Genomic DNA, 19,429 nt, shown 5'->3' on the forward strand with positions numbered 1-19,429 from the left:
GGTGAAGCTATGAGTTTATCAGAACAGTTTTTGCCGGCATTTCTGGAAGAGGTCGTCGGCGACCGCTTCGGCCGGTATTCCAAATATATTATTCAGGATCGTGCCATTCCCGATGTTCGTGACGGCCTAAAGCCCGTGCAGCGCCGGATTCTTTACGCCATGTACGATTCCGGCAACACGCCGGACAAGCCATATCGTAAATCCGCCAAGACCGTTGGGGACGTTATGGGTAATTATCATCCTCACGGGGATTCCTCGATTTATGAGGGGATGGTGCGGATGGCGCAGCCCTGGAAGATGGGGCATGTGCTTGTCGACGGTCACGGCAACTGGGGCTCTCAGGATGATGATCCTGCGGCTGCCATGCGTTACACGGAAGCCCGCCTGTCTCCGATTGCCATGGAGCTGCTGCGGGATATTGAGAAGCGTACGGTGCTGTTTAAGGACAACTTCGATAACACTGCCAAGGAGCCTGTCGTGCTTCCTTCGCGGTACCCGAATCTGCTGGTCAACGGAACCAGCGGCATTTCCGCCGGCTTCGCGACAGAGATTCCGCCGCATAATCTGCGGGAGGTCATCGATGCTTGTATTGCCTTGATGCAGAAGCCGGAGATTGAGCTGAGCGAGATTATGACCTTTATTAAAGGACCGGATTTCCCGACAGGCGGAATTATCATGGGACAATCAGGCATTGAGGACGCATACCAGACCGGGAAAGGCCGGGTATATCTTCGTTCCCTTACTGAGATTGAATCACTTCGCGGCGGGAAGCAGCAGATTGTAATTAAGGAGATCCCATTTCAGGTTGTAAAAGCAAGACTCGTCACTGCAATGGAGAACATCCGTCTGGAGAAAAAGGTTGAGGGGATCGCCGAGGTTCGTGACGAGAGCGGCCGGGAAGGCCTGCGTATTGTTGTCGAGCTGAAAAAGGATGCCGATGCGAACGGAATCCTTGCCTATTTGCTGAAGAAAACAGATCTGCAGGTCAATTACAATTTCAACATGGTCGCCATTGTGAACAAAGCTCCGCAGCAGCTTGGTTTGAAAGACATGCTGCAGGCTTATATTGATCATCAGCGCGAGGTCGTCACATACCGGACTCAATTCGAGCTGGAGAAGGCCGAGGACCGCTCTCATGTATTGGAGGGTCTGGTCAAGGCACTGAACATTCTGGATGAGGTCATTGCAGCGATCAAGGCTTCGAAGAATCGTCAGGATGCACAGAACAATCTGCAGTGGATGTTCGGCTTCACCGAGCGCCAGGCGGATTCCATTCTAACGCTGCAGCTGTACCGATTGACGAATCTGGAAATACACTCGCTGCAGAAGGAGCTTGATGAGCTCGAGAAGAAGATTGACACGCTTCGCGGAATTCTGAACAGTGATAAGAAGCTGATCCAGGTCATTCGCAAGGAATTGATGGAGATTCGCGAGAAGTACGGAATCGAGCGTCGTGCCAAAATTCAAGAAGAGGTTGAAGAGATCAAAGTAAACCTGGAGGTCATGGTCGCGGCAGAGGATGTGCTGGTTACGCTGTCCAAGGATGGCTACGTCAAGCGGACAAGCCGTATGTCCTTCACCCGCTCTGGCGGTGAGCTGGACAGCTCCGGCGTGAAAGAGGGCGATTACATCACCCGCGTGCTGGAGGTGAATACCCTTCAGAATCTGCTTATATTTACGCAGCGGGGGCAATACTTTGTCTTGCCGGTGCATCAGATTCCCGAGTACAAGTGGAAGGAAGCCGGGACCGCCATCGTCAATGTCATTCAGCTGGCAAAAGAGGATCATATTATATCGGTTCTTCCGATTTCCAGCTTTGAAGAGGCCCGTCAGAGCCTCGTCTTCGTCACCGCGAAGGGTCAAGTTAAGCGTTCGGAGCTTAAGGATTATGAGACCAAACGCTCTGGTGCCGTAGCAGCCGTCAAGCTGGGAGCAGAGGACAAGGTCATTTCCGTCAGCATGAGCCAGGGTAATCTGGATCTGGTCCTGATTACAGCTGCCGGCATGAGCATTCGCTTTCAGGAATCCGAGGTGAACCCGATGGGACGTGTATCGGGGGGCGTTAAAGGCATCCAGCTTCGTGAAGATGATCAGGTTATCGCCGCTCTATGGGTTACTGAGGATGAGGGTGAAATTTTCGTGATTAGTGATCTGGGCTATGGCAAACGCTCGCTGCTGGCTGATTATCTTGCTCAGAGTCGGGGAGGCAAAGGCATTGTGACCTTTGAATTCAAGGAGGGCAAGAGAGTAAAACCGAATGGAAGCCGGCTCATTGGCGCTTATTACTGTAAAGAGCCGTTGTCCTTGACTGCATATGCCCAGGACAACAGCTTGTATCATTTCAGTACCGAGCAGGCACCCATTGGAGATCGGAAATCCATTGGCAAGCTGCTGGCGGATGTCGGCCGCAAAGGCGAGCTGAAGGACATCATTCAGCAGCCTGCATTCAAAACGTCAGGCATGTAATATGAAAGTATGCTTTAGCATCCGTTTCCCGGACCTTGGGAGCGGATGCTTTTTTTTGTGTGCAAGTCGTGTAGTGACATGAATATGTCGAAACCAGGGCATGTCTGAAGCACCTTGTCGGGATGAGGCTGACGGCATTTGTCGCTTTCTTGGAAGTTTTATTTTTTATCATTTTCGGCAGGAATAAGCTTCCTGTGAGACGAAACTTAACGCTATAAACTACCGGAAAAAGGGCTGCCGGGCGCTTCATCGTTGAGGATCCGGGGAACACATCACAAACTAGAAAGGGGAAGGTTTAACCATGCATTCTCATGAATTTGCTAAGGTATGGTCCAGGATCGCTAAAGACTATAAGCTGCATATGGAGCAGGGCTTGGCTCCATCGCTCACGGAGGCGCAGCTGACCGTGCTGGAGGTATTAGAGGAGCGGAGGCGAATGAAGCCCTCGGACTTCATCCCTTATCTGGCTACAAGTCCAGCTGCGGTCACCATGCTTCTGGATCGCATGGAGAAGAACCGACTCATTATTCGGGAGCGGGATGAGAGAGATCGCCGCATTGTGTGGGTCAGCATTTCGACCATCGGACGTCAGGAGATGCAGCGCGGTATTCAGGTCAGAAATGAATATTTAAATCAGATGCTTAACCGCATCTCTTCCCATAATCAGCAGCTGCTGGTATATCTGCTAGGCAAGGTGGGCACAATGCCCCGCGAAGTTGGCTAGCGGAGGGTTCTCCCGCTGAAATGACATGCTTAGCAGCAGCAAAAAGGAGCCTGATTATCTCAGGCTCCAGCCGTACGTTTATCATGTGCTGCAATGCTGATCTACTGCGGAGGAAACCAAGCTCTCCGGATACAGGCTCCAGGGGTAGGTGGCGGGTGGATTAGAGCGGAGCTGCACCTGCTCTTTACTGACGGGATGAGACAAGCTGACCAGCAGGGACCAGAGCGCTAGCTGCTGTCCCGGCTTGTTCTGCCGGCTGCCATATTTCTGGTCTCCGTACAAGGGATGGCCGAGATGACTGAGCTGGACCCGGATCTGGTGAGGACGGCCGGTATGCAGTTCTATGAGAAGCAGGCTAAAGCCATCCTGCTCTGCAAGTACTTTGTAATCCAGCACCGCCTCCTTGGCCCCTTCCGTTCCCTTAGGAACCACGGTGACGGTGTTGGTGCGGCTGTCCTTGCTGAGTGCATCCTGCAGGCGTCCCGAAGGACGGTGCAGGGTACCGTGCACCACAGCGGCATACAGCTTCTTGAAGCTGCGGCTGCGCACTGCATCCGACAGCCGCGACGCTGCTTTAGACGTCTTTGCGAACACCATCGCACCTCCCACGGGGCGATCGAGACGATGGACCAGGCCAAGGTAGACATTGCCAGGCTTGTTGTAGCGCTCTTTGAGATCCTCTTTGAGCAAAGTGAGCATATCGGGATCACCGGAGGCATCCTCTTGCGACGGTATGTTTACCGGCTTGATGACACCCAGCAGATGGTTGTCTTCGTACAGAACAGGAATGTCAGAGCCTTGCAAACGGGATGTGCTCATCCTCAGGACTCCCAACGACCCAATATTCCGCACGGCAGGTTCAGCCCGGAATGGGTAATTGGCAGTCCAATTTCTCCGGCACTGATGGTTCCGCCATATTTATGCTGCATGGTCATCGACAGCATATTTCGCAGTACGGTTGGAGAGATCCCGGTCGTATAGGAATTAATAAGCATGAACAGCGGCTGATCTGACACAATATCCATGCAGCTTGCAAGAAAAGGATATAAGCTTTCTTCGAGCTTCCACGTTTCGCCGCTAGGTCCTCGCCCATAGGAAGGAGGGTCCATAATAATCGCGTCATATTGATTGCCGCGACGCTTCTCCCGCTGTACGAATTTGAAGACGTCATCTGTAATATAGCGGATTGGCGAAGCAGCGAGGCCGGAGAGGGCGGCATTCTCCTTGGCCCACTGCACCATTCCCTTGGCAGCGTCCACATGCACAACCTCGGCACCGGCAGAAGCAGCAGCTACGGTCGCACCGCCTGTATAGGCAAACAGGTTCAGCACCCGAATCGGACGATTGGCACCGGCAATCTTATCCATCATCCAGCGCCAATTGGCGGCCTGCTCTGGAAATAGCCCGGTATGCTTAAAGCTCGTCGGCTTGATATGAAATTTGAGTCGATCATATTGAATGGTCCAGCGTTCGGGAATCGCTTTTTTCATTTCCCAGCTGCCGCCGCCGGAGGAGCTGCGGTGGTAATGTCCGTGAACGTTTCTCCACAGACCGGTGTCCTGCTGCAGGGGCCAGATAATTTGCGGATCCGGGCGGCGCAGCAGAACCTCTCCCCAGCGCTCCAGCTTCTCACCGCCACCGGTGTCAATTACTTCATAGTCTTTCCAGTCATTTGCTACATACATCATGTAAATACCATCCTTCAACAAGTCATTTAGTCTATATTGTACAACAATTTGTGAAAAGGATGCTAATTCTTCATTACGCTCCAATAGAATCGGCAATCCATCCAAGAGTAAGTGATGGCTCATCCTTCATCCGGCTTCATCTCAATACTTAAGCCCTCGACATGCTTGCGCTGCAGCAGCCTGCGCTTCTTTCGATTCTCCTTGCTGTCAAACACAATGCTCATGTCATACTGCTCCGGATAGAGCTCGGCTGCCTCAATATGCAGCTTTAGCCGTTTGTGATTGATTCTTAGCTTCGAGTCCCGAACCTGGACTCCAACCCTGCCCCGCTTATCCTCCACAGCATAAACAATGCCAATCGCATTTAGATATGAGATCCATACCGCATCGCCGACCTGAAATGGAGATCTGCTTTCCTGTACTTTTAAAGCAGGAGCATCCTCCTGGGGCTCTTCAGAAGAAGACGGAGGCTCAGCATCACTTTCGGCTTCCACGATCTCTTCTTCACGGCCGTCTTCAGATGATGGTGTACCGATAGGATGTACCTGATGGCTGCTGCGAAGTTCAAGCGATCTGGTAATAATGTCCTTCGAGATGCCAAGCCGGGCCGCTATGATTAGTGCATAGCTTTCTCCGGCTTCGCCAATGCGCAGCCTGTACGTTGGAGCGAGTGTATGGAGATCAAATTCCATTCGTGCGTTCTGAAAGCCGTGCGTATTTGCGGCAAAATGCTTAAGCTCATTAAAATGAGTAGTCGCCATAATAATACAGCGTCGTCGATGAAGCTCTTCTAATATCGCGATGGACAACCCGATGCCTTCTCCAGGATCGGTTCCGGAAGCCATTTCATCTAGCAGAATCAAAGAACGATGATCTGCCGAGTCGAGGATCCGCTTCATCTGTGCCAAATGGGCAGAAAAGGTGCTCAGTGCATGCTCCAGGCTCTGTCCGTCTCCAATGTCTACAAAAATTTCACGAAATATACTGCACATACTGCCTTCATCAGCAGGGATGAATAAACCGGATTGAGCCATTAATGTGACGAGGCCGACCGTTTTGAGTGTCATCGTCTTGCCGCCGGTATTGGGTCCGGTAATGATGAGAGCGCGGCAGGTGCCACCCATTTCAACATCTAACGGAATCATACTGTTATGAAGCAAGGGGTGACGAACTTGGCGTAAGGAGATCACGCCCTCATCATTTAGCTTTACGGGTTGACCTCCGATTGACAATCCGTATTTACCGCGGGCCAGGATATAATCGTATTGTCCGACCGCCTCTGCATTGTGAGCCAGCTCCGTCAGATGCGCTTCTGCTTTGGCGGTCAATAGACTTAATATTATATTTTCCTCTCTAGCTTCATCCGCTTGCAGCAAGCTAAGCTCCCCGCTGAGCGCCGCGGCATCGGCCGGCTCGATGTACACGGTCTGTCCGCTGGCTGATTCATCCATAACGACACCCGGGATCAGGCGGCGATGCTCTTTTTTGACCGGAATGACGTATTTACCATTTCTTTGACTGACGAGGCTTTCCTGGAGGAGCTCCCGGTGCTTAAGTAAGAGAGAACTGAGCTTTCGCTTTAGTTTATCTTCGGTAAGCAGAAGCTTTTTACGAATCTTGGACAGCTCCTTGCTGGCGTGATCCTGGATACGTCCGGCATAAATACATCGCTCAATTTCCATGAGCAGCCCAGGCAGCTCCGACATGGATGCGGCATAGGAGCTGATCACCGGCGCAATTCCGCGCTTTGTCTCCATGTACCGAAGCAGCTGCTTGACGCTTCTGAGAAACTGCTGCAGCTGCATCCAGTCTCCTTCTTGCAAAATGTATCCTGTGCCTAGCAGCTGTAAAATCTGTTCCATTCCTTCCATAGCCGGCAGCGGTACGCTGGCCCCGGACTTGAGCAGAGCAGCGGCTTCTTCGGTTTCCTCCATGACATTCTTTGCTGCCCGAAGGTTTTGCTGGGGTGACATTGCCGTTACATATTGTGCACCGCGATAAGATTGAGCGTAACGCAGAACTTCTTCCTTCATCTGTTCGTATTGCAGGGCTTGATTGGTGGTGATTGTCATCATAGATCCTCCTTAATTTAATCATTGAGCTGGTCTTAACCGATATTTAGACAACAAAAAAAGGGCAGAGAAATGAACAAAGGTTCATTTTCTGCCCTCTCGGTTAAGGATTCCAATCAGCAGCTGTCCGTTGACTCCGCTCCTGAAGAAGGAGCAAGGGGTACAAAAAATCCGCACTGCTAAGCAGCACGGATGGACAATCTGCCAGATTAAAACACACCTTCCTGGCTTCAATGGGTTTCCGTTGTTCTTAACTACATTGCACAGCTCATCAGAATGGAAAAACAAATACAGCCTGTCCCAAAGGGCACAAGCGCCATGTTAATTCATCAGAGCATACATCTCCAAACTTATCCAATGAATTTCCAGTTGTTTCAAAATAGTATCAAAATGAATCATAAAGGTTACAAAACATTCATTAATTCACCATTTAGACACATTTTAAATCTGCACACCTAATCCTCGTATGTTACTTTAAGTGGGTAGACTTGGTTAAAAAGAGCTGGAACCATACATACAGCACGTATGGTACAGGGACTCCATCATTTACAGCTGGAGCTGCCTGGAAGCTGCGGGGGAGGATTTTTTAAAACGATGAATAAGTGGTTCAAGCAAGTGATGGTTGCAGGAACGATTGCTGTAACCAGTATGTCACTATTACCTAACACAACACATGCTGCAATGTCATCTATACAGGTACAAATCAACGACGCATTGGTTTCATTTACGGGAGTGGGACCTTTTGTTGATGATCAGGGCTTCACCCAGGTTCCGATTCGCATGGTTGCGGAGGATCTAGGAGCCGAGGTTCATTTTGAGAAGAGTCAAGAGCTGACGAAAGTGACCATTGTCAAAGGCAATTGGAAAGCCGTCTTGCACGCGGGCTCCAGCTATGCACAGATCGGATCTGACAAGGTAAAGATGGATACGATGATGCGGATTGTAAACGGAGTGACTTACGTGCCGGTGAGGTTTGTATCGGAGGCCTTTGGACATGAAGTGTCCTGGAATGCAGCCAATCAGATTGCCATGATCAATACCGATGGAGGCAGCTACAAGCCGGCCTATATTGCACCTGAGCCAGAAGCATCCAAGGGAGCCGAGGTCATCTCTGTTGCCAAGCAGTATTCGGGAACGAAATATGTGTGGGGAGGAACCTCTCCGTCCGGATTCGACTGCTCAGGGTTTGTTCAGTATGTATTTGCCAAGCAGGGGATCTCCTTGCCGCATAGTTCACTTGGAATGCATAAGAATGTAGGAACGCCTGTAGCTAAAAGTGATCTTCAGCCTGGTGATCTCGTATTCTTTATTACGAATAAGGTTTCAACATCGCATGTTGGCATTTATATTGGAAATAATCAGTTTATTTCTGCAGCCAGCAGCGGAGTCAAAGTGGACAGCCTCGGCAGTTCATATTGGGGACCGAAATATAACGGTGCTAACCGGATCTTATAGTAGAGTCAAAGCTGTTTCTCAGCCCTTAGAGGCGAGAGACAGCTTTTTTTGTGTCAGGAGTGAAGCACGTCCTGGTCCTGCGGATGAGTTTCAAAATGATGCTGCGCATAAGCACAGGCAGGAATAATCTTCAGATGATTCTCCCGGGCATGCTGAATGACCTCCTGTATGAGCTTTCCTGCGAGACCTTGTCCCCGAAATTTCGGGTCTACATAAGTATGATCAATACTGATTGTTCCTTCTCCCTGAGAAGAGTAGGTTACTTCTGCTTGAGTCATATCTTGATCATGGATCGCAAAGCGACCCTCTTCGGCGATCATGTCAGCCATAAATATCCCTCCCGTTGTATAAATGACAGATGGTTAGGCAGATAAATCATTACCCTCCATAAACAAAAATGAAACCTTAATCATATGGGCATTCACCCTATGGAGGCCAATCGCATACAATGCCCACATAGGAAACTTGAAGGAGTGATGTTCATGTCTACACATACCGGCCATCAACTGCTGTATCAGTGTGACCAGCACATGGCGCAGCAAATGAAGCAGCATAAGTCCAAGGTTCATCATGCGCTGCAGAATGCTGTAAACCGTAAGGTTCGTATTGAAACGGTGGATCAGGAGGTGCTGGAGGGGACACTGGTCGGTTATGACAAAACGTTTATTTACATTAGTATGGAGCCGGTTCAATCCCGCGGCTATTATCCGTATCCGGGAGGCTACTATCCGCCTAGACCCCGGCCGCCCTATTACCCTTCGAATGTGATTTTGCCGTTAGCGCTTTTTGACCTGCTGACGTTGACGCTGCTCCTTGTCTGAGTTGGTCTGAGTAAAACTGCATCTATAATGGGATGTATGCATGTCCGCATAGCAGCAAAAACACACTGTCCCCGGTACAGTGTGTTTTTGCTGCTAGCTATGCGCTAGACAAATGCTGTTCGCTTTCGAGCCCCTTCAACATTAAATTCACAATTTACATAACGTTAACAAAAGTAAGGATTGTCGCTAACATAAACGTTCGATAATGGTACATGTAGATAGCAATTAAAAATATTTAGGAGTGATGGGGATCGTGAAGAAGGGGAAACGGTTTTACATGGTAATGCTGCTGGCTGCGGCGGTGTCGCTGACTGCATGTTCAGAGGGGACAGAAAGTACAGAGAGTACTGGAAGTACAAACACGAACACAGAGAGCACGGGTACTACCAATACCGAAACAACTAAAGTTGAAGAACCTGCAAAACTGTCTGGTACCATTGAAATTGACGGTTCCAGTACCGTATATCCGATCACTGAAGCTGTGGCAGAGGAATTTGGTAAAGAGAACGGCGACGTACGTGTAACTGTAGGTGTATCCGGAACTGGCGGCGGATTTAAGCGCTTTGCCAACGGTGAAACAGCAATGAACAATGCTTCCCGTCCAATCAAGGATGAAGAGGCTGAAACTGCTAAAGCTCAAGGCGTTGAATACGTAGAGCTAGAAGTGGCATATGACGGTTTGTCCGTACTCGTGAATCCGCAGAACGACTGGGTAGATCACCTGACTGTTGAAGAGCTGCACAGCATCTTCAAGCCAGGCAGCACAGTAACCAAGTGGAGCGACGTTCGCAGCGAGTGGCCTGCTGAAGAGATCAAAATCTTCTCTCCAGGTGCTGACTCCGGAACCTTCGACTATTTCACAGAAACGATTAACGAGGAAGCACAGCAAAGCCGTAACGACGCACAGGTGACATTCAGTGAAGACGATAACACCTTGGTACAAGGTATCGCTGGTGAAAAGTATGCACTGGGCTACTTCGGATTCGCTTACTACGAAGAAAATAAGGACAAGCTGAAGGTTGTTCCAATCGACGGCGGCAGTGGTCCAATCGAACCTACACACGAAACGATTAATGATGGATCATATGCACCGCTCTCCAGACCGTTGTTCGTTTATGTGAACAAGCAAATGATGGAGAAGCCAGAGCTGAAAGCATTCATCGAATACTACTTGAACAACGCTGCAGAATTGTCCGAAGAAGTAGGATACATTCGACTGCCTGAAGAAATGTACCAGGAGAACCTTGCGAAGTTAAAGTAAATCGGTAACTTAAAACGTGTGTGATCTCTCTTGGCGACAAGAGAGCTGTCACACACGCTTTAGTTTTTTTGAAGAGGAGAGCTATGATGAATAAGGAATTGTCAGGAGAGCATCCATTTCGCTCGAACAAGCCTAGATCTATTGAGTATGCTATGCCTGTTTTATTATTTTTATGTGCACTCGTATCTATTTTTACCACAATCGGTATCGTATACACGCTTGTCACAGAATCCGTTGCCTTTTTTAAAGAAGTCAATGTATTTAAGTTTCTGTCGGGCACCACTTGGGCACCGTTGATCCAGCCTGTCAGCTTCGGAGTCATTCCGCTGTTGTTCGGTACGCTGCTGGTAACGTTGATAGCCTGCTGTATTGCTCTGCCAGTAGGTCTGGCAACTGCGATTTATTTGAGTGAATATGCTTCCCCGAAGGTTGCCAAGATCGTCAAGCCGGTTCTGGAGGTTCTGGCTGGAGTGCCGACGATTGTATACGGTTATTTCGCTTTAAGCTTTATTACACCGGTGCTTCAAACCTTGCTGCCGGGTACGAGCCTATTTAATGCGCTTAGTGCCGGGATCGCGGTCGGTATTATGATTATTCCGATGGTTTCCTCCTTGAGCGAGGACGCCATGAAGGCTGTACCGAAAAGCTTGAGACACGGAGCCTATGCTTTGGGAGCGACTCGATTCGAGGTAGCGATTCAGGTTGTATTGCCGGCCGCGCTGTCCGGGATTATCTCCTCCTTTGTTCTGGCTTTCTCACGGGCAATCGGTGAAACAATGATCGTTACAGTTGCAGCGGGGGCGACACCTCAGCTGACTGCAAGTCCCTTGGAGAGTATCCAGACGATGACCGCTTACATTGTACAGGTCAGCCTGGGAGATACACCGCATGGCTCACTGGCATACGGCTCGATTTTTGCAGTCGGTCTTACCTTGTTTGTTATTACACTTCTGCTGAATATTGTTGCTGCAGCAGTATCTAAACGATTTAGGGAGGTTTACTAACATGGCCGGCATGGCATTGCAACCGGGCGGACAGCCTTCTAAAGCACATCAGCAGGTACGCGGAAGAAAGAAAAGAGATCAATGGACCAAGATCCTGTTTCTCGGAGCCACCTCGATCGGAATATTAGCACTGATGGTCTTGATTATTGATATTTTAATAGACGGACTGGCTACGCTTCGTCCCGAGCTGCTCACGAATTATCCTTCTCGCCGAGCATCCGGCTCCGGATTGAAGTCGGCACTCATCGGAACGTTCTATATGGTTTGTATCATGGCGCCGATATCCTTCCTGATTGGGGTAGGAGCCGCCATCTTCATGGAAGAGTATGCGAAGAAAAATAAGCTGACACGGCTCATTCAGCTGAATATCAGCACACTTGCTGGCGTCCCATCCATTGTTTACGGTATTCTGGGTCTTGCCATTTTTGTCAGAGGGATGAATCTGGAGCGGAGTTTGCTTTCCGGTGCGCTGACAATGACCCTGCTCGTGCTTCCAGTTATTATTGTATCGGCGCAGGAGGCCATTAAGGCAGTTCCTTCTTCCCGCAGAGATGCCTCATTGGCACTAGGAGCAACGAAGTGGCAAACCGTACAGCGGTCTGTGCTGCCATCTGCGTTTCCTGGTATTTTGACCGGTATTATTTTGGCTATTTCACGCGCAATCGGAGAGACGGCTCCGCTCGTCATGATCGGTGCGTTAACCTATGTTGCCTTTTTGCCGAACAGTTTGCTGGATCAATTTACAGTGCTTCCGATTCAGATTTATAACTGGATTTCTAAGCCGCAAACCGAGTTCCATGATCTGGCTGCGAGCGGTATCATCATTTTGCTAATTATGCTGCTGAGCCTGAACATGCTGGCGGTTGTGCTGAGAAATAGATTCCAGAAAAACCTGTAAGATAAGGAGATTCATACTATGAGTGCCATCGAGATGAAAGATTTGATTGTTTCCTACGGGCAGCAGCCCGCGGTCAAAAGCGTCACTATGGATGTTCCCAAGCAGTCAATCACGGCGTTTATCGGACCTTCGGGCTGCGGTAAATCGACGCTGTTGCGAACCATTAACCGGATGAACGATTCCATTGCGGATGTAAATATTACAGGCAGTATTCGTATTATGGGTCATGAGATTTATGATGACCAGATTAGTGTGGAAATGCTGCGCAAACGGGTCGGTATGGTGTTTCAGCAGCCCAATCCGTTCCCCAAGTCCATTTATGATAATATTGCTTACGGTCCTCGGCTGCATGGCATTACGAAGAAAGCGGAATTGGATCAGATTGTCGAGAGCAGCCTTAAATCGGCGGTGCTGTGGGATGAAGTTAAGGATCTGTTGAAAAAGCCGGCGCTTCAGCTTTCAGGTGGACAGCAGCAACGGCTATGCATTGCCCGTGCTCTGGCTGTCAACCCTGATATCCTGCTTATGGATGAATCCACCGCTGCTCTCGATCCGTTATCGACGCTCAAGATCGAGGAACTGGTTAAGACCCTCCGTCATACGTATACGATCGTCATGGTGACGCACAACCTGCATCAGGCTGCACGTGTTTCTGATCAGTGCGGATTTTTTCTCAACGGAGAATTGGTGGAGTATGATCAGACGGAGAAGCTGTTCCGAAATCCGGAAGACGAAAGAACCGAAAGATACATCGAGGGTCGCTTCGGTTAATCTTATTGTTGCTTTTCATCCCGTTCATCTTGTAGTATATAATCATACGCTTATAAGTCTTATGGAGCTAGCGGTTCTAGCTCCCTGCAAAAGAGGGGGATGAGACATGGACTCCATCGAACAAATGGCTGACCGAATCAAGCTGCTCGGAGACAAAACACGTCTGACAATGCTTATTCTCCTGAAGGAGAAGGAGTGGTGTGTGTGCGATTTGGTGGATTTACTGGACGTCTCCCAGCCCGGCATCAGCCAGCATCTCCGCAAGCTGAAGTCTCAGGGCATTGTCAGTGAGGCACGTCGCGGCCAATGGGTACACTATTCCCTCAATGTGGAAGATAAGCCGTATCTGAAAGCTGTGCTCGATCAAATGCCGGATTATGAAGCGGTTATGTCATCTCTCGGCAAGAAAGAACCCAGCTCTCAATGCTAATAGAACCATGCAAGACAGCAGGACCATCCGGAAACTGGAGGCGCTGAAGGCTAAGAATGGTGCTCAGTGTATGCTTCCTTCGTCCAGGGTTCTGAACGCCCTACGTATAAGTATATTATGATATGGTAATTTAGAAGACCGCATACGTGAGGGTAAACAGGTACAAATTATTGTTGGAGGTACGGGGATTACAAACTAGGGGGAAAGCATTGTGTTATCTGTTGTTCTGGCAAGTCTCATCTTTATCATTACGCTAGTCCTTATTATCTGGCAGCCTAAAAATCTGTCGATCGGCTGGTCCGCCTGTGGAGGTGCGGTGCTGGCGCTTTTGGTCGGTGTGGTTGATTTTCAGGATGTTTGGGCCGTCACTCAAATTGTCTGGAATGCGACATTGGCTTTTATCGCGATCATTATCATTTCCTTGATCCTGGACAAAATCGGATTCTTTGAATGGGCAGCGCTCCATATGGCGAGAGCGGCCGACGGCAGAGGCATCCGGATGTTCGTATATGTAACATTGCTTGGCGCGGTCGTAGCCGCCTTTTTCGCCAATGATGGTGCTGCTCTGATCCTGACCCCGATTGTCCTGGCGATGGTGCGGGCATTGAACCTGGACGAAAAGAATGTATTTCCATTTATTATCGCGAGTGGATTTATCGCCGATACCACCTCCTTGCCGCTGGTAGTCAGCAACCTGGTCAACATTGTGTCTGCTGACTTTTTCGGGATAACGTTCATCGAATATGCCAGCCGGATGTTCGTGCCGAATCTGTTTGCGCTTGGAGCCAGTATTCTCGTGCTATATTTGTTCTTCCGCAAAAGTATTCCGCGTACCTTTGATGGCACACAGCTGAAATCACCAGCGTCCGCTATACAGGACCCGGCAATGTTCCGGTTATCCTGGATCGTATTGAGCGTGCTCCTGGCCGGATATTTTGTATGTGAATTTATAGGGATTCCGGTATCCATTGTAGCGGGCTTTATCGCGATCTTCTTCCTGCTGATGGCTTCAAAAAGTCCGGTTGTACAAACCAAAGAAGTGATCAAAGGAGCACCATGGGCGATTGTGTTTTTCTCCATCGGTATGTATGTGGTCGTCTACGGCCTGCGCAATGTCGGTTTGACGGATGTGCTGGCGCAGCAGATTCAAGGCATTGCAGATCAGGGATTGCTCGCGGCAACGTTCGGCATGGGCTTCATTGCAGCGATTCTATCTTCCATTATGAATAACATGCCTACTGTTATGATTGACGCACTGGCGATCGAGGCCACGAACACCACCGCGGCAATCAAGGAAGCCTTGATTTATGCTAACGTTATTGGCTCGGATTTGGGTCCGAAGATCACGCCGATTGGCTCGCTCGCAACGCTGCTCTGGCTGCATGTGCTCTCCAGTAAAGGAGTCAAAATCAGTTGGGGCACGTACTTCAAGACGGGGATTATATTGACCATTCCGACCTTGTGCATTACTCTTTTGGGATTATATATATGGCTAGCTATACTTTAATGAAATAAGACATGTGAAGGAGAGAGTAAAATGGACAAGAAAACACTTTATTTTTTATGCACAGGTAATTCCTGCAGAAGTCAGATGGCAGAAGGGTGGGCGAAAAAGCATCTCGGAGAGGAATGGAATGTGTACAGCGCAGGAATTGAGGCTCATGGCCTGAATCCCAACGCAGTCAAAGCCATGGCTGAAGTCGGAATCGACATTTCGAATCAAACCTCAGATATTATTGATATGGATCTCCTTAACCGTGCCGACTTCGTTGTTACCTTATGTGGGGATGCTGCGGATAAGTGCCCCATGACGCCTCCGCATGTCCGCCGCGAGCACTGGGGCTTTGATGATCCTGCCAAGGCACTGGGGAATGAAGAAGAGAAATGGGCGGTATTCCAGCGTGTGCGCGATCAGATCGGCAGCCGGATTCAGCAGTTTGCAACAACGGGTCAATAAAAACAGACTTGAGAAGCGGGGAGCTATTCCCTGCTTTTTTTTTTCGGTCAAAAAACGCTCGTAATTATAGATGTTGAAACAGAGAAACGATAATGATTACTAGCAATCCATAGTACAATGGATAGTAAAGAAACAAGACCTTCAGTTATAGGAGTCACCACCTTTGCAATGCTTTGTTAGGTTTATAAAGGATACAGAGTTGTACCCATGGTAACATATTAGGAGAGAGGATGAAAAAAAGTGATGCATGGCCAAGGCATTATATTTGATATGGACAATACCTTATTGCAATCTCGGATTGATTTTGAGTCCATGAAGTCTCACACCTACCAATTCTGTGTGGAGCAGGGGCTGTTATCCCCGGAATGCCTGTTAACAGAGCATACAACCTCTACACTGATTGAGGAAGCCAAAGCATCCGGCTTGATGACGGAAGAGCGGTTAGCGGCGCTATGGGGCATTGCGGAGCGTTATGAGACCGAGGGAATGCTGCAGGCTGAATTGGAGCCGGGGGCGAAGGAGCTCCTGCAGTCCTTGAAAGGGAAATATCACCTGGCCGTCGTTACAAATAATGCAACACAGGCGGCGATTAAGGCTTTGAAAAATTATGAGATCCAGGTAGAATTTGAATATGTTGTGGGAAGGGAATATATGGAGGCCTTAAAGCCTGCACCCGGTGGATTTCAGTATGTGCTGAACCAATATCATCACCTGAAGCCTTCCGACTGGCTCTCGGTTGGAGACAGCTGGATTGATGGAAAAGCTTCACAGGCAGCTGGTATTCCTTTTGTGGCCTACCGCAGCGATCCTGTTCAGCTAAAATCCAAGGGCGTGCTCCCGCTTGGCGTGATTTCCCATCTTGCCGAGCTTCCGCAATGGCTGTAAAGAAGATGAAGGAGGGCTCATCATGTCCACGGTAAAAAGTAGAGGGATTCTCGTGAACCAGATTGGATATGCCGCGCATCATGTAAAAGGCTTGTTGCTTACCGGCCTGGAGCCGACGTTTCACATTTATAACGAAATGACGGAGGAGCTTGTCTATTCAGGTGAAGCAGAAGGACCGATGCAGGACGATGACAGTGGGAGTGTAGTGTTTCAAGGAGATTTCACGGAGCTGCAGACGCCTGGCCGATATTATGCCGTCGCATCGGGAATGGAGCGTTCCGCTTCTTTTATTATTGAGGAGAAGCCGTATGAAGAGCTCCAGCAGGGATTATTAAAAGCGTTCTATTATTTTCGCTGTGGCACGGAGCTGGAAGAGGAATTCGCCGGACCTTGGGGACATGCAGCATGCCACACCGAGCCGGGGGTGATCTATGATCAAGCGTCGCAGAAGCTGGATGGGAATGGAGGATGGCATGATGCCGGAGATTATGGCAAATACGTCGTTCCCGGGGCTAAGGCGGTCGCGGATCTGCTGCTTGCCTTTGAGCTGTATCCGGCAGCCTTTACAGCTGCTCTGCCTCTTCCGGAAAGTGATGGAATCATGCCGGATGTGCTTCATGAATGCAAAGTAGAGCTGGAGTGGCTGTTCAAGATGCAGAATCAAGAAAGTGGCGGCTCCTATCATAAACTGACCACTCGCAGCTTTCCCGATCTGCATGTGATGCCGGAAGAGGATGAAGGAGAGCTGGTATTCTCACCGATCAGCGCCACAGCTACAGCGTGTCACACTGCTGTTATGGCTCTGGCTGCCCGGCTATATCAGCCTTATGATGCTACCTTTGCTATAGAATGTCTTCGCTCCAGCTTGAACGGCTATCGGTGGCTGGACAACCATCCGCAAGCTCCGGGGTTCACCAATCCCGAAGGGATTACAACCGGTGAGTACGGCGACGATCAGGATGTCGATGAACGTTTCTGGGCCGCAGCCGAGCTTTATCGAACAACAGGTGATGAAATGTATCATAAGCAGCTGCGGAAGCTGGCGGAAGAGGAATTCTCTAAGACGGAGCTGGGCTGGGCGGATATGGGTGGATACGGCACCTTCAGCTATTTACTGAACGGGGAAGGCGGAAGCGATCCTCAAGTATACGCTCTTCTGAAACAGCAGGTGCTAGCCGAGGCAGATAGGCTGCTTAAGGTGGCGAGCCATAACGGCTATCAGATTGCTATGGAGGAACAGGATTATATATGGGGCAGCAATATGGTGTTGCTGAATAGAGCAATGTTCGTGCTGCTTGCCTGCGAGCTTGAGCCTGATTTGCGCTATATTGAACTGGCCGATTCCCACTTGCACTATCTGCTGGGTCGTAATGTGCTGGATGTCTGCTATGTCACCGGATTTGGTGATCGGCCGATTCTTTATCCGCATCATCGTCCTTCTGCTGCAGATGCAGTAATAGAGCCGGTTCCGGGGCTCGTATCCGGTGGCCCGAACAGACATTTGAATGACGAATGCTTAAAAGAGCAAGTTTCCGGTCAGCCTGCCGCAGCTTGCTTTATCGATCATGAGGCCAGCTACGCGGGTAATGAGGTTACGATTTATTGGAATTCGCCGGCTGTTTTTGTAACAGCAGGCATGAATCGCTGACATCAGGAATTTGTGATGATAATGTAACATTTGTCACCATAATCAACAATGGACGTTTTTACGGTCGCTTTGTCGGACATTGAACTCGATATCGGATGACTTCGGAACAGAAAGAGTATAAGGCCCCATGTTTAACCGGGACCTCCTTAGTGAGAAACAGCAAAATTTTTAAAAGTTTTTTAAAAATCGCTCGTGCTGGAAGCTTGTTTGCCAAACGTTTCTCCATTAACGTTATATGAGCCACCGATCCATTGAAGTACATAGTTGCCGCCGCGCATGCCTTGCGGGTATCCTTCATCAAAATTCCTCCAATCCAGAGAACCGCCTGCAGGAATAGTTGTGGTGAAATATACCAAATTACTATCTAGGTGCGTTAAATTGACAGTCACTGAATTACTACTGTAGTTCTTCATAAACAGTACACGAGTGCCCCCTAAGTACTGGGAAATTTTATCTACATTGTGGGTTGCTGTTTCCCAATATTTATAACAATTTAAAAATATAAAAGTTACATTTATTTTTGAAAACACGATTCTTCCAATCCTATAAATTGTTCTTACACCCGAAGGAGTCGAATCCATCGTCCAAACGGTGGGCTACGTAGATAAGGCGCGAAATTCACGCTCTATCATTTGTTTGAGTATTGGTGCGTTACAGCCAGAGAAGAATGGTCAGGGCACCGTTTCGGTGCGGATCATGCCGCTTGTAGCGGCTTGTCTCAAGTTCACATCACACGGTGACGATGCTTGGAGCGACACTGAGGCGTTCCAAGCTGGCAGGTGATATTGAAGCTAATCATACCCATGCCGCTGGCATCAGGAGTCTTATATCCTGGTGCCGCGGCATTTTAATTTTGTTAGGAACGCAGAAGGTCTTCCCGGATCGGTGTAAACGCATCCAATAGTGCAGAATCCTCTTCCAAAGCTGTAACGCCATGCTTGGCATGACTTGGAATGGCAATGGATTGTCCCGCAGACAAGCGATGAACTTGTCCATCTATGACAAAGTCAAAGCTGCCCTTAAGGCAGTAGCTCATCTGCTCATGGGGATGGCTATGCTCATAGCCTTGAGCACCTTCCTTAAAATGAACCTCCATCATCATCAAGCTTCCTTCGGCGTTTAAAATGCAACGTTTCACGCCAGGCTCCGCATCTTCCCAAATCCCGATTTTGCTCATCATAATCCCTCCAGTTCCATTATTTTCTGGCAACGCTAAAAATAGCTTACCTGTTCCCAAAAGGGAATTCAATGGGTAGATTGATTATATTCATCATACATATAATTATTACAGGTAATGAAAAATTCACAATAATAAAGGAACAATCGGTCGCAAGGCCAACATTACGCAA

General features: G+C 49.1%; 19 protein-coding genes. 13 read left to right on the forward strand and 6 right to left on the reverse strand.

What is annotated here, in order from left to right; all coding sequences use genetic code 11:
* Positions 1 to 9 precede the first annotated feature (9 nt).
* Together parC and ACH6EH_RS01025 are read left to right on the forward strand one after the other, a co-directional pair.
* Positions 10 to 2,466, forward strand: a complete 2,457-nt coding sequence (gene parC, locus ACH6EH_RS01020; RefSeq protein ID WP_397330745.1) for a DNA topoisomerase IV subunit A — start codon at positions 10 to 12, stop codon at positions 2,464 to 2,466.
* Between the two features lie 301 nt (positions 2,467 to 2,767).
* Positions 2,768 to 3,190, forward strand: a complete 423-nt coding sequence (locus tag ACH6EH_RS01025; RefSeq protein WP_138225640.1) for a MarR family transcriptional regulator — start codon at positions 2,768 to 2,770, stop codon at positions 3,188 to 3,190.
* Positions 3,191 to 3,271: 81 nt separating this feature from the next.
* Here ACH6EH_RS01025 and ACH6EH_RS01030 read toward each other — a convergent pair whose 3' ends face one another.
* From ACH6EH_RS01030 to ACH6EH_RS01040, 3 genes are all read right to left on the reverse strand, one after another.
* The gene (locus ACH6EH_RS01030) at positions 3,272 to 4,009 is read right to left on the reverse strand and encodes an RluA family pseudouridine synthase (protein ID WP_397330746.1); all 738 of its coding nucleotides are present in this window, start codon (positions 4,007 to 4,009) and stop codon (positions 3,272 to 3,274) included.
* A 2-nt stretch (positions 4,010 to 4,011) separates the two neighbouring features.
* Positions 4,012 to 4,875 (reverse strand): class I SAM-dependent methyltransferase, encoded by an 864-nt coding sequence (locus ACH6EH_RS01035; protein WP_138227715.1) that lies wholly within the window; start codon positions 4,873 to 4,875, stop codon positions 4,012 to 4,014.
* Positions 4,876 to 4,997: 122 nt separating this feature from the next.
* Positions 4,998 to 6,950 carry an endonuclease MutS2 gene (locus ACH6EH_RS01040; RefSeq protein WP_208202883.1) on the reverse strand — a complete coding sequence of 651 codons (1,953 nt, stop codon included), beginning with the start codon at positions 6,948 to 6,950 and terminating at the stop codon, positions 4,998 to 5,000.
* 594 nt (positions 6,951 to 7,544) lie between these two features.
* On the opposite strand from ACH6EH_RS01040, the gene ACH6EH_RS01045 reads away from it, so the two are divergent.
* Entirely contained in the window at positions 7,545 to 8,405 is an 861-nt protein-coding gene (locus ACH6EH_RS01045) for a C40 family peptidase (RefSeq protein WP_397330748.1), read from the forward strand.
* A 53-nt stretch (positions 8,406 to 8,458) separates the two neighbouring features.
* On the opposite strand, the gene ACH6EH_RS01050 is transcribed toward ACH6EH_RS01045, so the two are convergent.
* Positions 8,459 to 8,734: a GNAT family N-acetyltransferase gene (locus tag ACH6EH_RS01050; RefSeq protein ID WP_397330749.1), complete on the reverse strand. Its 276-nt coding sequence runs from the start codon at positions 8,732 to 8,734 to the stop codon at positions 8,459 to 8,461.
* A 153-nt stretch (positions 8,735 to 8,887) separates the two neighbouring features.
* On the opposite strand from ACH6EH_RS01050, the gene ACH6EH_RS01055 reads away from it, so the two are divergent.
* The 10 genes from ACH6EH_RS01055 to ACH6EH_RS01100 all read left to right on the forward strand — a co-directional run bounded on the left by ACH6EH_RS01055 (position 8,888) and on the right by ACH6EH_RS01100 (position 18,080).
* Positions 8,888 to 9,226: an LSm family protein gene (locus ACH6EH_RS01055; RefSeq protein WP_138225643.1), complete on the forward strand. Its 339-nt coding sequence runs from the start codon at positions 8,888 to 8,890 to the stop codon at positions 9,224 to 9,226.
* A 244-nt stretch (positions 9,227 to 9,470) separates the two neighbouring features.
* Positions 9,471 to 10,487, forward strand: a complete 1,017-nt coding sequence (locus ACH6EH_RS01060; RefSeq protein WP_397330750.1) for a PstS family phosphate ABC transporter substrate-binding protein — start codon at positions 9,471 to 9,473, stop codon at positions 10,485 to 10,487.
* An 86-nt stretch (positions 10,488 to 10,573) separates the two neighbouring features.
* A complete protein-coding gene (pstC, locus tag ACH6EH_RS01065) occupies positions 10,574 to 11,491 on the forward strand; it encodes a phosphate ABC transporter permease subunit PstC (protein ID WP_397330940.1) in 918 nt (305 codons plus the stop codon).
* 10 nt (positions 11,492 to 11,501) lie between these two features.
* Positions 11,502 to 12,389 carry a phosphate ABC transporter permease PstA gene (pstA, locus tag ACH6EH_RS01070; protein WP_138227719.1) on the forward strand — a complete coding sequence of 296 codons (888 nt, stop codon included), beginning with the start codon at positions 11,502 to 11,504 and terminating at the stop codon, positions 12,387 to 12,389.
* An 18-nt stretch (positions 12,390 to 12,407) separates the two neighbouring features.
* Complete coding sequence (gene pstB, locus ACH6EH_RS01075; RefSeq protein WP_138225645.1) at positions 12,408 to 13,160, forward strand: phosphate ABC transporter ATP-binding protein PstB; 753 nt, start codon at positions 12,408 to 12,410, stop codon at positions 13,158 to 13,160.
* Between the two features lie 106 nt (positions 13,161 to 13,266).
* A complete protein-coding gene (locus tag ACH6EH_RS01080) occupies positions 13,267 to 13,590 on the forward strand; it encodes an ArsR/SmtB family transcription factor (RefSeq protein WP_397330751.1) in 324 nt (107 codons plus the stop codon).
* 211 nt (positions 13,591 to 13,801) lie between these two features.
* Positions 13,802 to 15,097, forward strand: a complete 1,296-nt coding sequence (locus ACH6EH_RS01085) for an arsenic transporter (RefSeq protein ID WP_397330752.1) — start codon at positions 13,802 to 13,804, stop codon at positions 15,095 to 15,097.
* A 30-nt stretch (positions 15,098 to 15,127) separates the two neighbouring features.
* Positions 15,128 to 15,547 (forward strand): arsenate reductase (thioredoxin), encoded by a 420-nt coding sequence (gene arsC, locus ACH6EH_RS01090; protein ID WP_397330753.1) that lies wholly within the window; start codon positions 15,128 to 15,130, stop codon positions 15,545 to 15,547.
* 243 nt (positions 15,548 to 15,790) lie between these two features.
* Positions 15,791 to 16,432, forward strand: coding sequence for an HAD family hydrolase (locus ACH6EH_RS01095; RefSeq protein ID WP_397330941.1), 642 nt, complete (start codon positions 15,791 to 15,793; stop codon positions 16,430 to 16,432).
* 22 nt (positions 16,433 to 16,454) lie between these two features.
* The gene (locus ACH6EH_RS01100) at positions 16,455 to 18,080 is read left to right on the forward strand and encodes a glycoside hydrolase family 9 protein (protein ID WP_397330754.1); all 1,626 of its coding nucleotides are present in this window, start codon (positions 16,455 to 16,457) and stop codon (positions 18,078 to 18,080) included.
* 179 nt (positions 18,081 to 18,259) lie between these two features.
* Here ACH6EH_RS01100 and ACH6EH_RS01105 read toward each other — a convergent pair whose 3' ends face one another.
* Together ACH6EH_RS01105 and ACH6EH_RS01110 are read right to left on the reverse strand one after the other, a co-directional pair.
* Positions 18,260 to 18,610, reverse strand: coding sequence for a hypothetical protein (locus tag ACH6EH_RS01105; RefSeq protein ID WP_397330755.1), 351 nt, complete (start codon positions 18,608 to 18,610; stop codon positions 18,260 to 18,262).
* A gap of 326 nt (positions 18,611 to 18,936) precedes the next feature.
* The gene (locus ACH6EH_RS01110) at positions 18,937 to 19,257 is read right to left on the reverse strand and encodes a cupin domain-containing protein (RefSeq protein ID WP_397330942.1); all 321 of its coding nucleotides are present in this window, start codon (positions 19,255 to 19,257) and stop codon (positions 18,937 to 18,939) included.
* Positions 19,258 to 19,429 lie beyond the last annotated feature (172 nt).

Source organism: Paenibacillus sp. JSM ZJ436, from assembly GCF_044383795.1.
Taxonomy (GTDB): Bacteria; Bacillota; Bacilli; order Paenibacillales; family Paenibacillaceae; genus Paenibacillus_AQ; species Paenibacillus_AQ algicola.

Excerpts from the sequence above, each read along its gene's own strand:
- ACH6EH_RS01030 (WP_397330746.1), bottom strand. The coding sequence starts at position 4,009 with ATGAGCACATCCCGTTTGCAAGGCTCTGACATTCCTGTTCTGTACGAA.
- ACH6EH_RS01025 (WP_138225640.1), top strand. The coding sequence starts at position 2,768 with ATGCATTCTCATGAATTTGCTAAGGTATGGTCCAGGATCGCTAAAGAC.
- arsC (WP_397330753.1), top strand. The coding sequence starts at position 15,128 with ATGGACAAGAAAACACTTTATTTTTTATGCACAGGTAATTCCTGCAGA.
- ACH6EH_RS01095 (WP_397330941.1), top strand. The coding sequence starts at position 15,791 with ATGCATGGCCAAGGCATTATATTTGATATGGACAATACCTTATTGCAA.
- ACH6EH_RS01110 (WP_397330942.1), bottom strand. The coding sequence starts at position 19,257 with ATGAGCAAAATCGGGATTTGGGAAGATGCGGAGCCTGGCGTGAAACGT.
- ACH6EH_RS01045 (WP_397330748.1), top strand. The coding sequence starts at position 7,545 with ATGAATAAGTGGTTCAAGCAAGTGATGGTTGCAGGAACGATTGCTGTA.
- ACH6EH_RS01055 (WP_138225643.1), top strand. The coding sequence starts at position 8,888 with ATGTCTACACATACCGGCCATCAACTGCTGTATCAGTGTGACCAGCAC.
- ACH6EH_RS01035 (WP_138227715.1), bottom strand. The coding sequence starts at position 4,875 with ATGTATGTAGCAAATGACTGGAAAGACTATGAAGTAATTGACACCGGT.
- pstA (WP_138227719.1), top strand. The coding sequence starts at position 11,502 with ATGGCATTGCAACCGGGCGGACAGCCTTCTAAAGCACATCAGCAGGTA.
- ACH6EH_RS01050 (WP_397330749.1), bottom strand. The coding sequence starts at position 8,734 with ATGGCTGACATGATCGCCGAAGAGGGTCGCTTTGCGATCCATGATCAA.
- ACH6EH_RS01040 (WP_208202883.1), bottom strand. The coding sequence starts at position 6,950 with ATGACAATCACCACCAATCAAGCCCTGCAATACGAACAGATGAAGGAA.
- pstC (WP_397330940.1), top strand. The coding sequence starts at position 10,574 with ATGAATAAGGAATTGTCAGGAGAGCATCCATTTCGCTCGAACAAGCCT.
- parC (WP_397330745.1), top strand. The coding sequence starts at position 10 with ATGAGTTTATCAGAACAGTTTTTGCCGGCATTTCTGGAAGAGGTCGTC.
- ACH6EH_RS01060 (WP_397330750.1), top strand. The coding sequence starts at position 9,471 with ATGGGGATCGTGAAGAAGGGGAAACGGTTTTACATGGTAATGCTGCTG.
- ACH6EH_RS01080 (WP_397330751.1), top strand. The coding sequence starts at position 13,267 with ATGGACTCCATCGAACAAATGGCTGACCGAATCAAGCTGCTCGGAGAC.
- pstB (WP_138225645.1), top strand. The coding sequence starts at position 12,408 with ATGAGTGCCATCGAGATGAAAGATTTGATTGTTTCCTACGGGCAGCAG.
- ACH6EH_RS01100 (WP_397330754.1), top strand. The coding sequence starts at position 16,455 with ATGTCCACGGTAAAAAGTAGAGGGATTCTCGTGAACCAGATTGGATAT.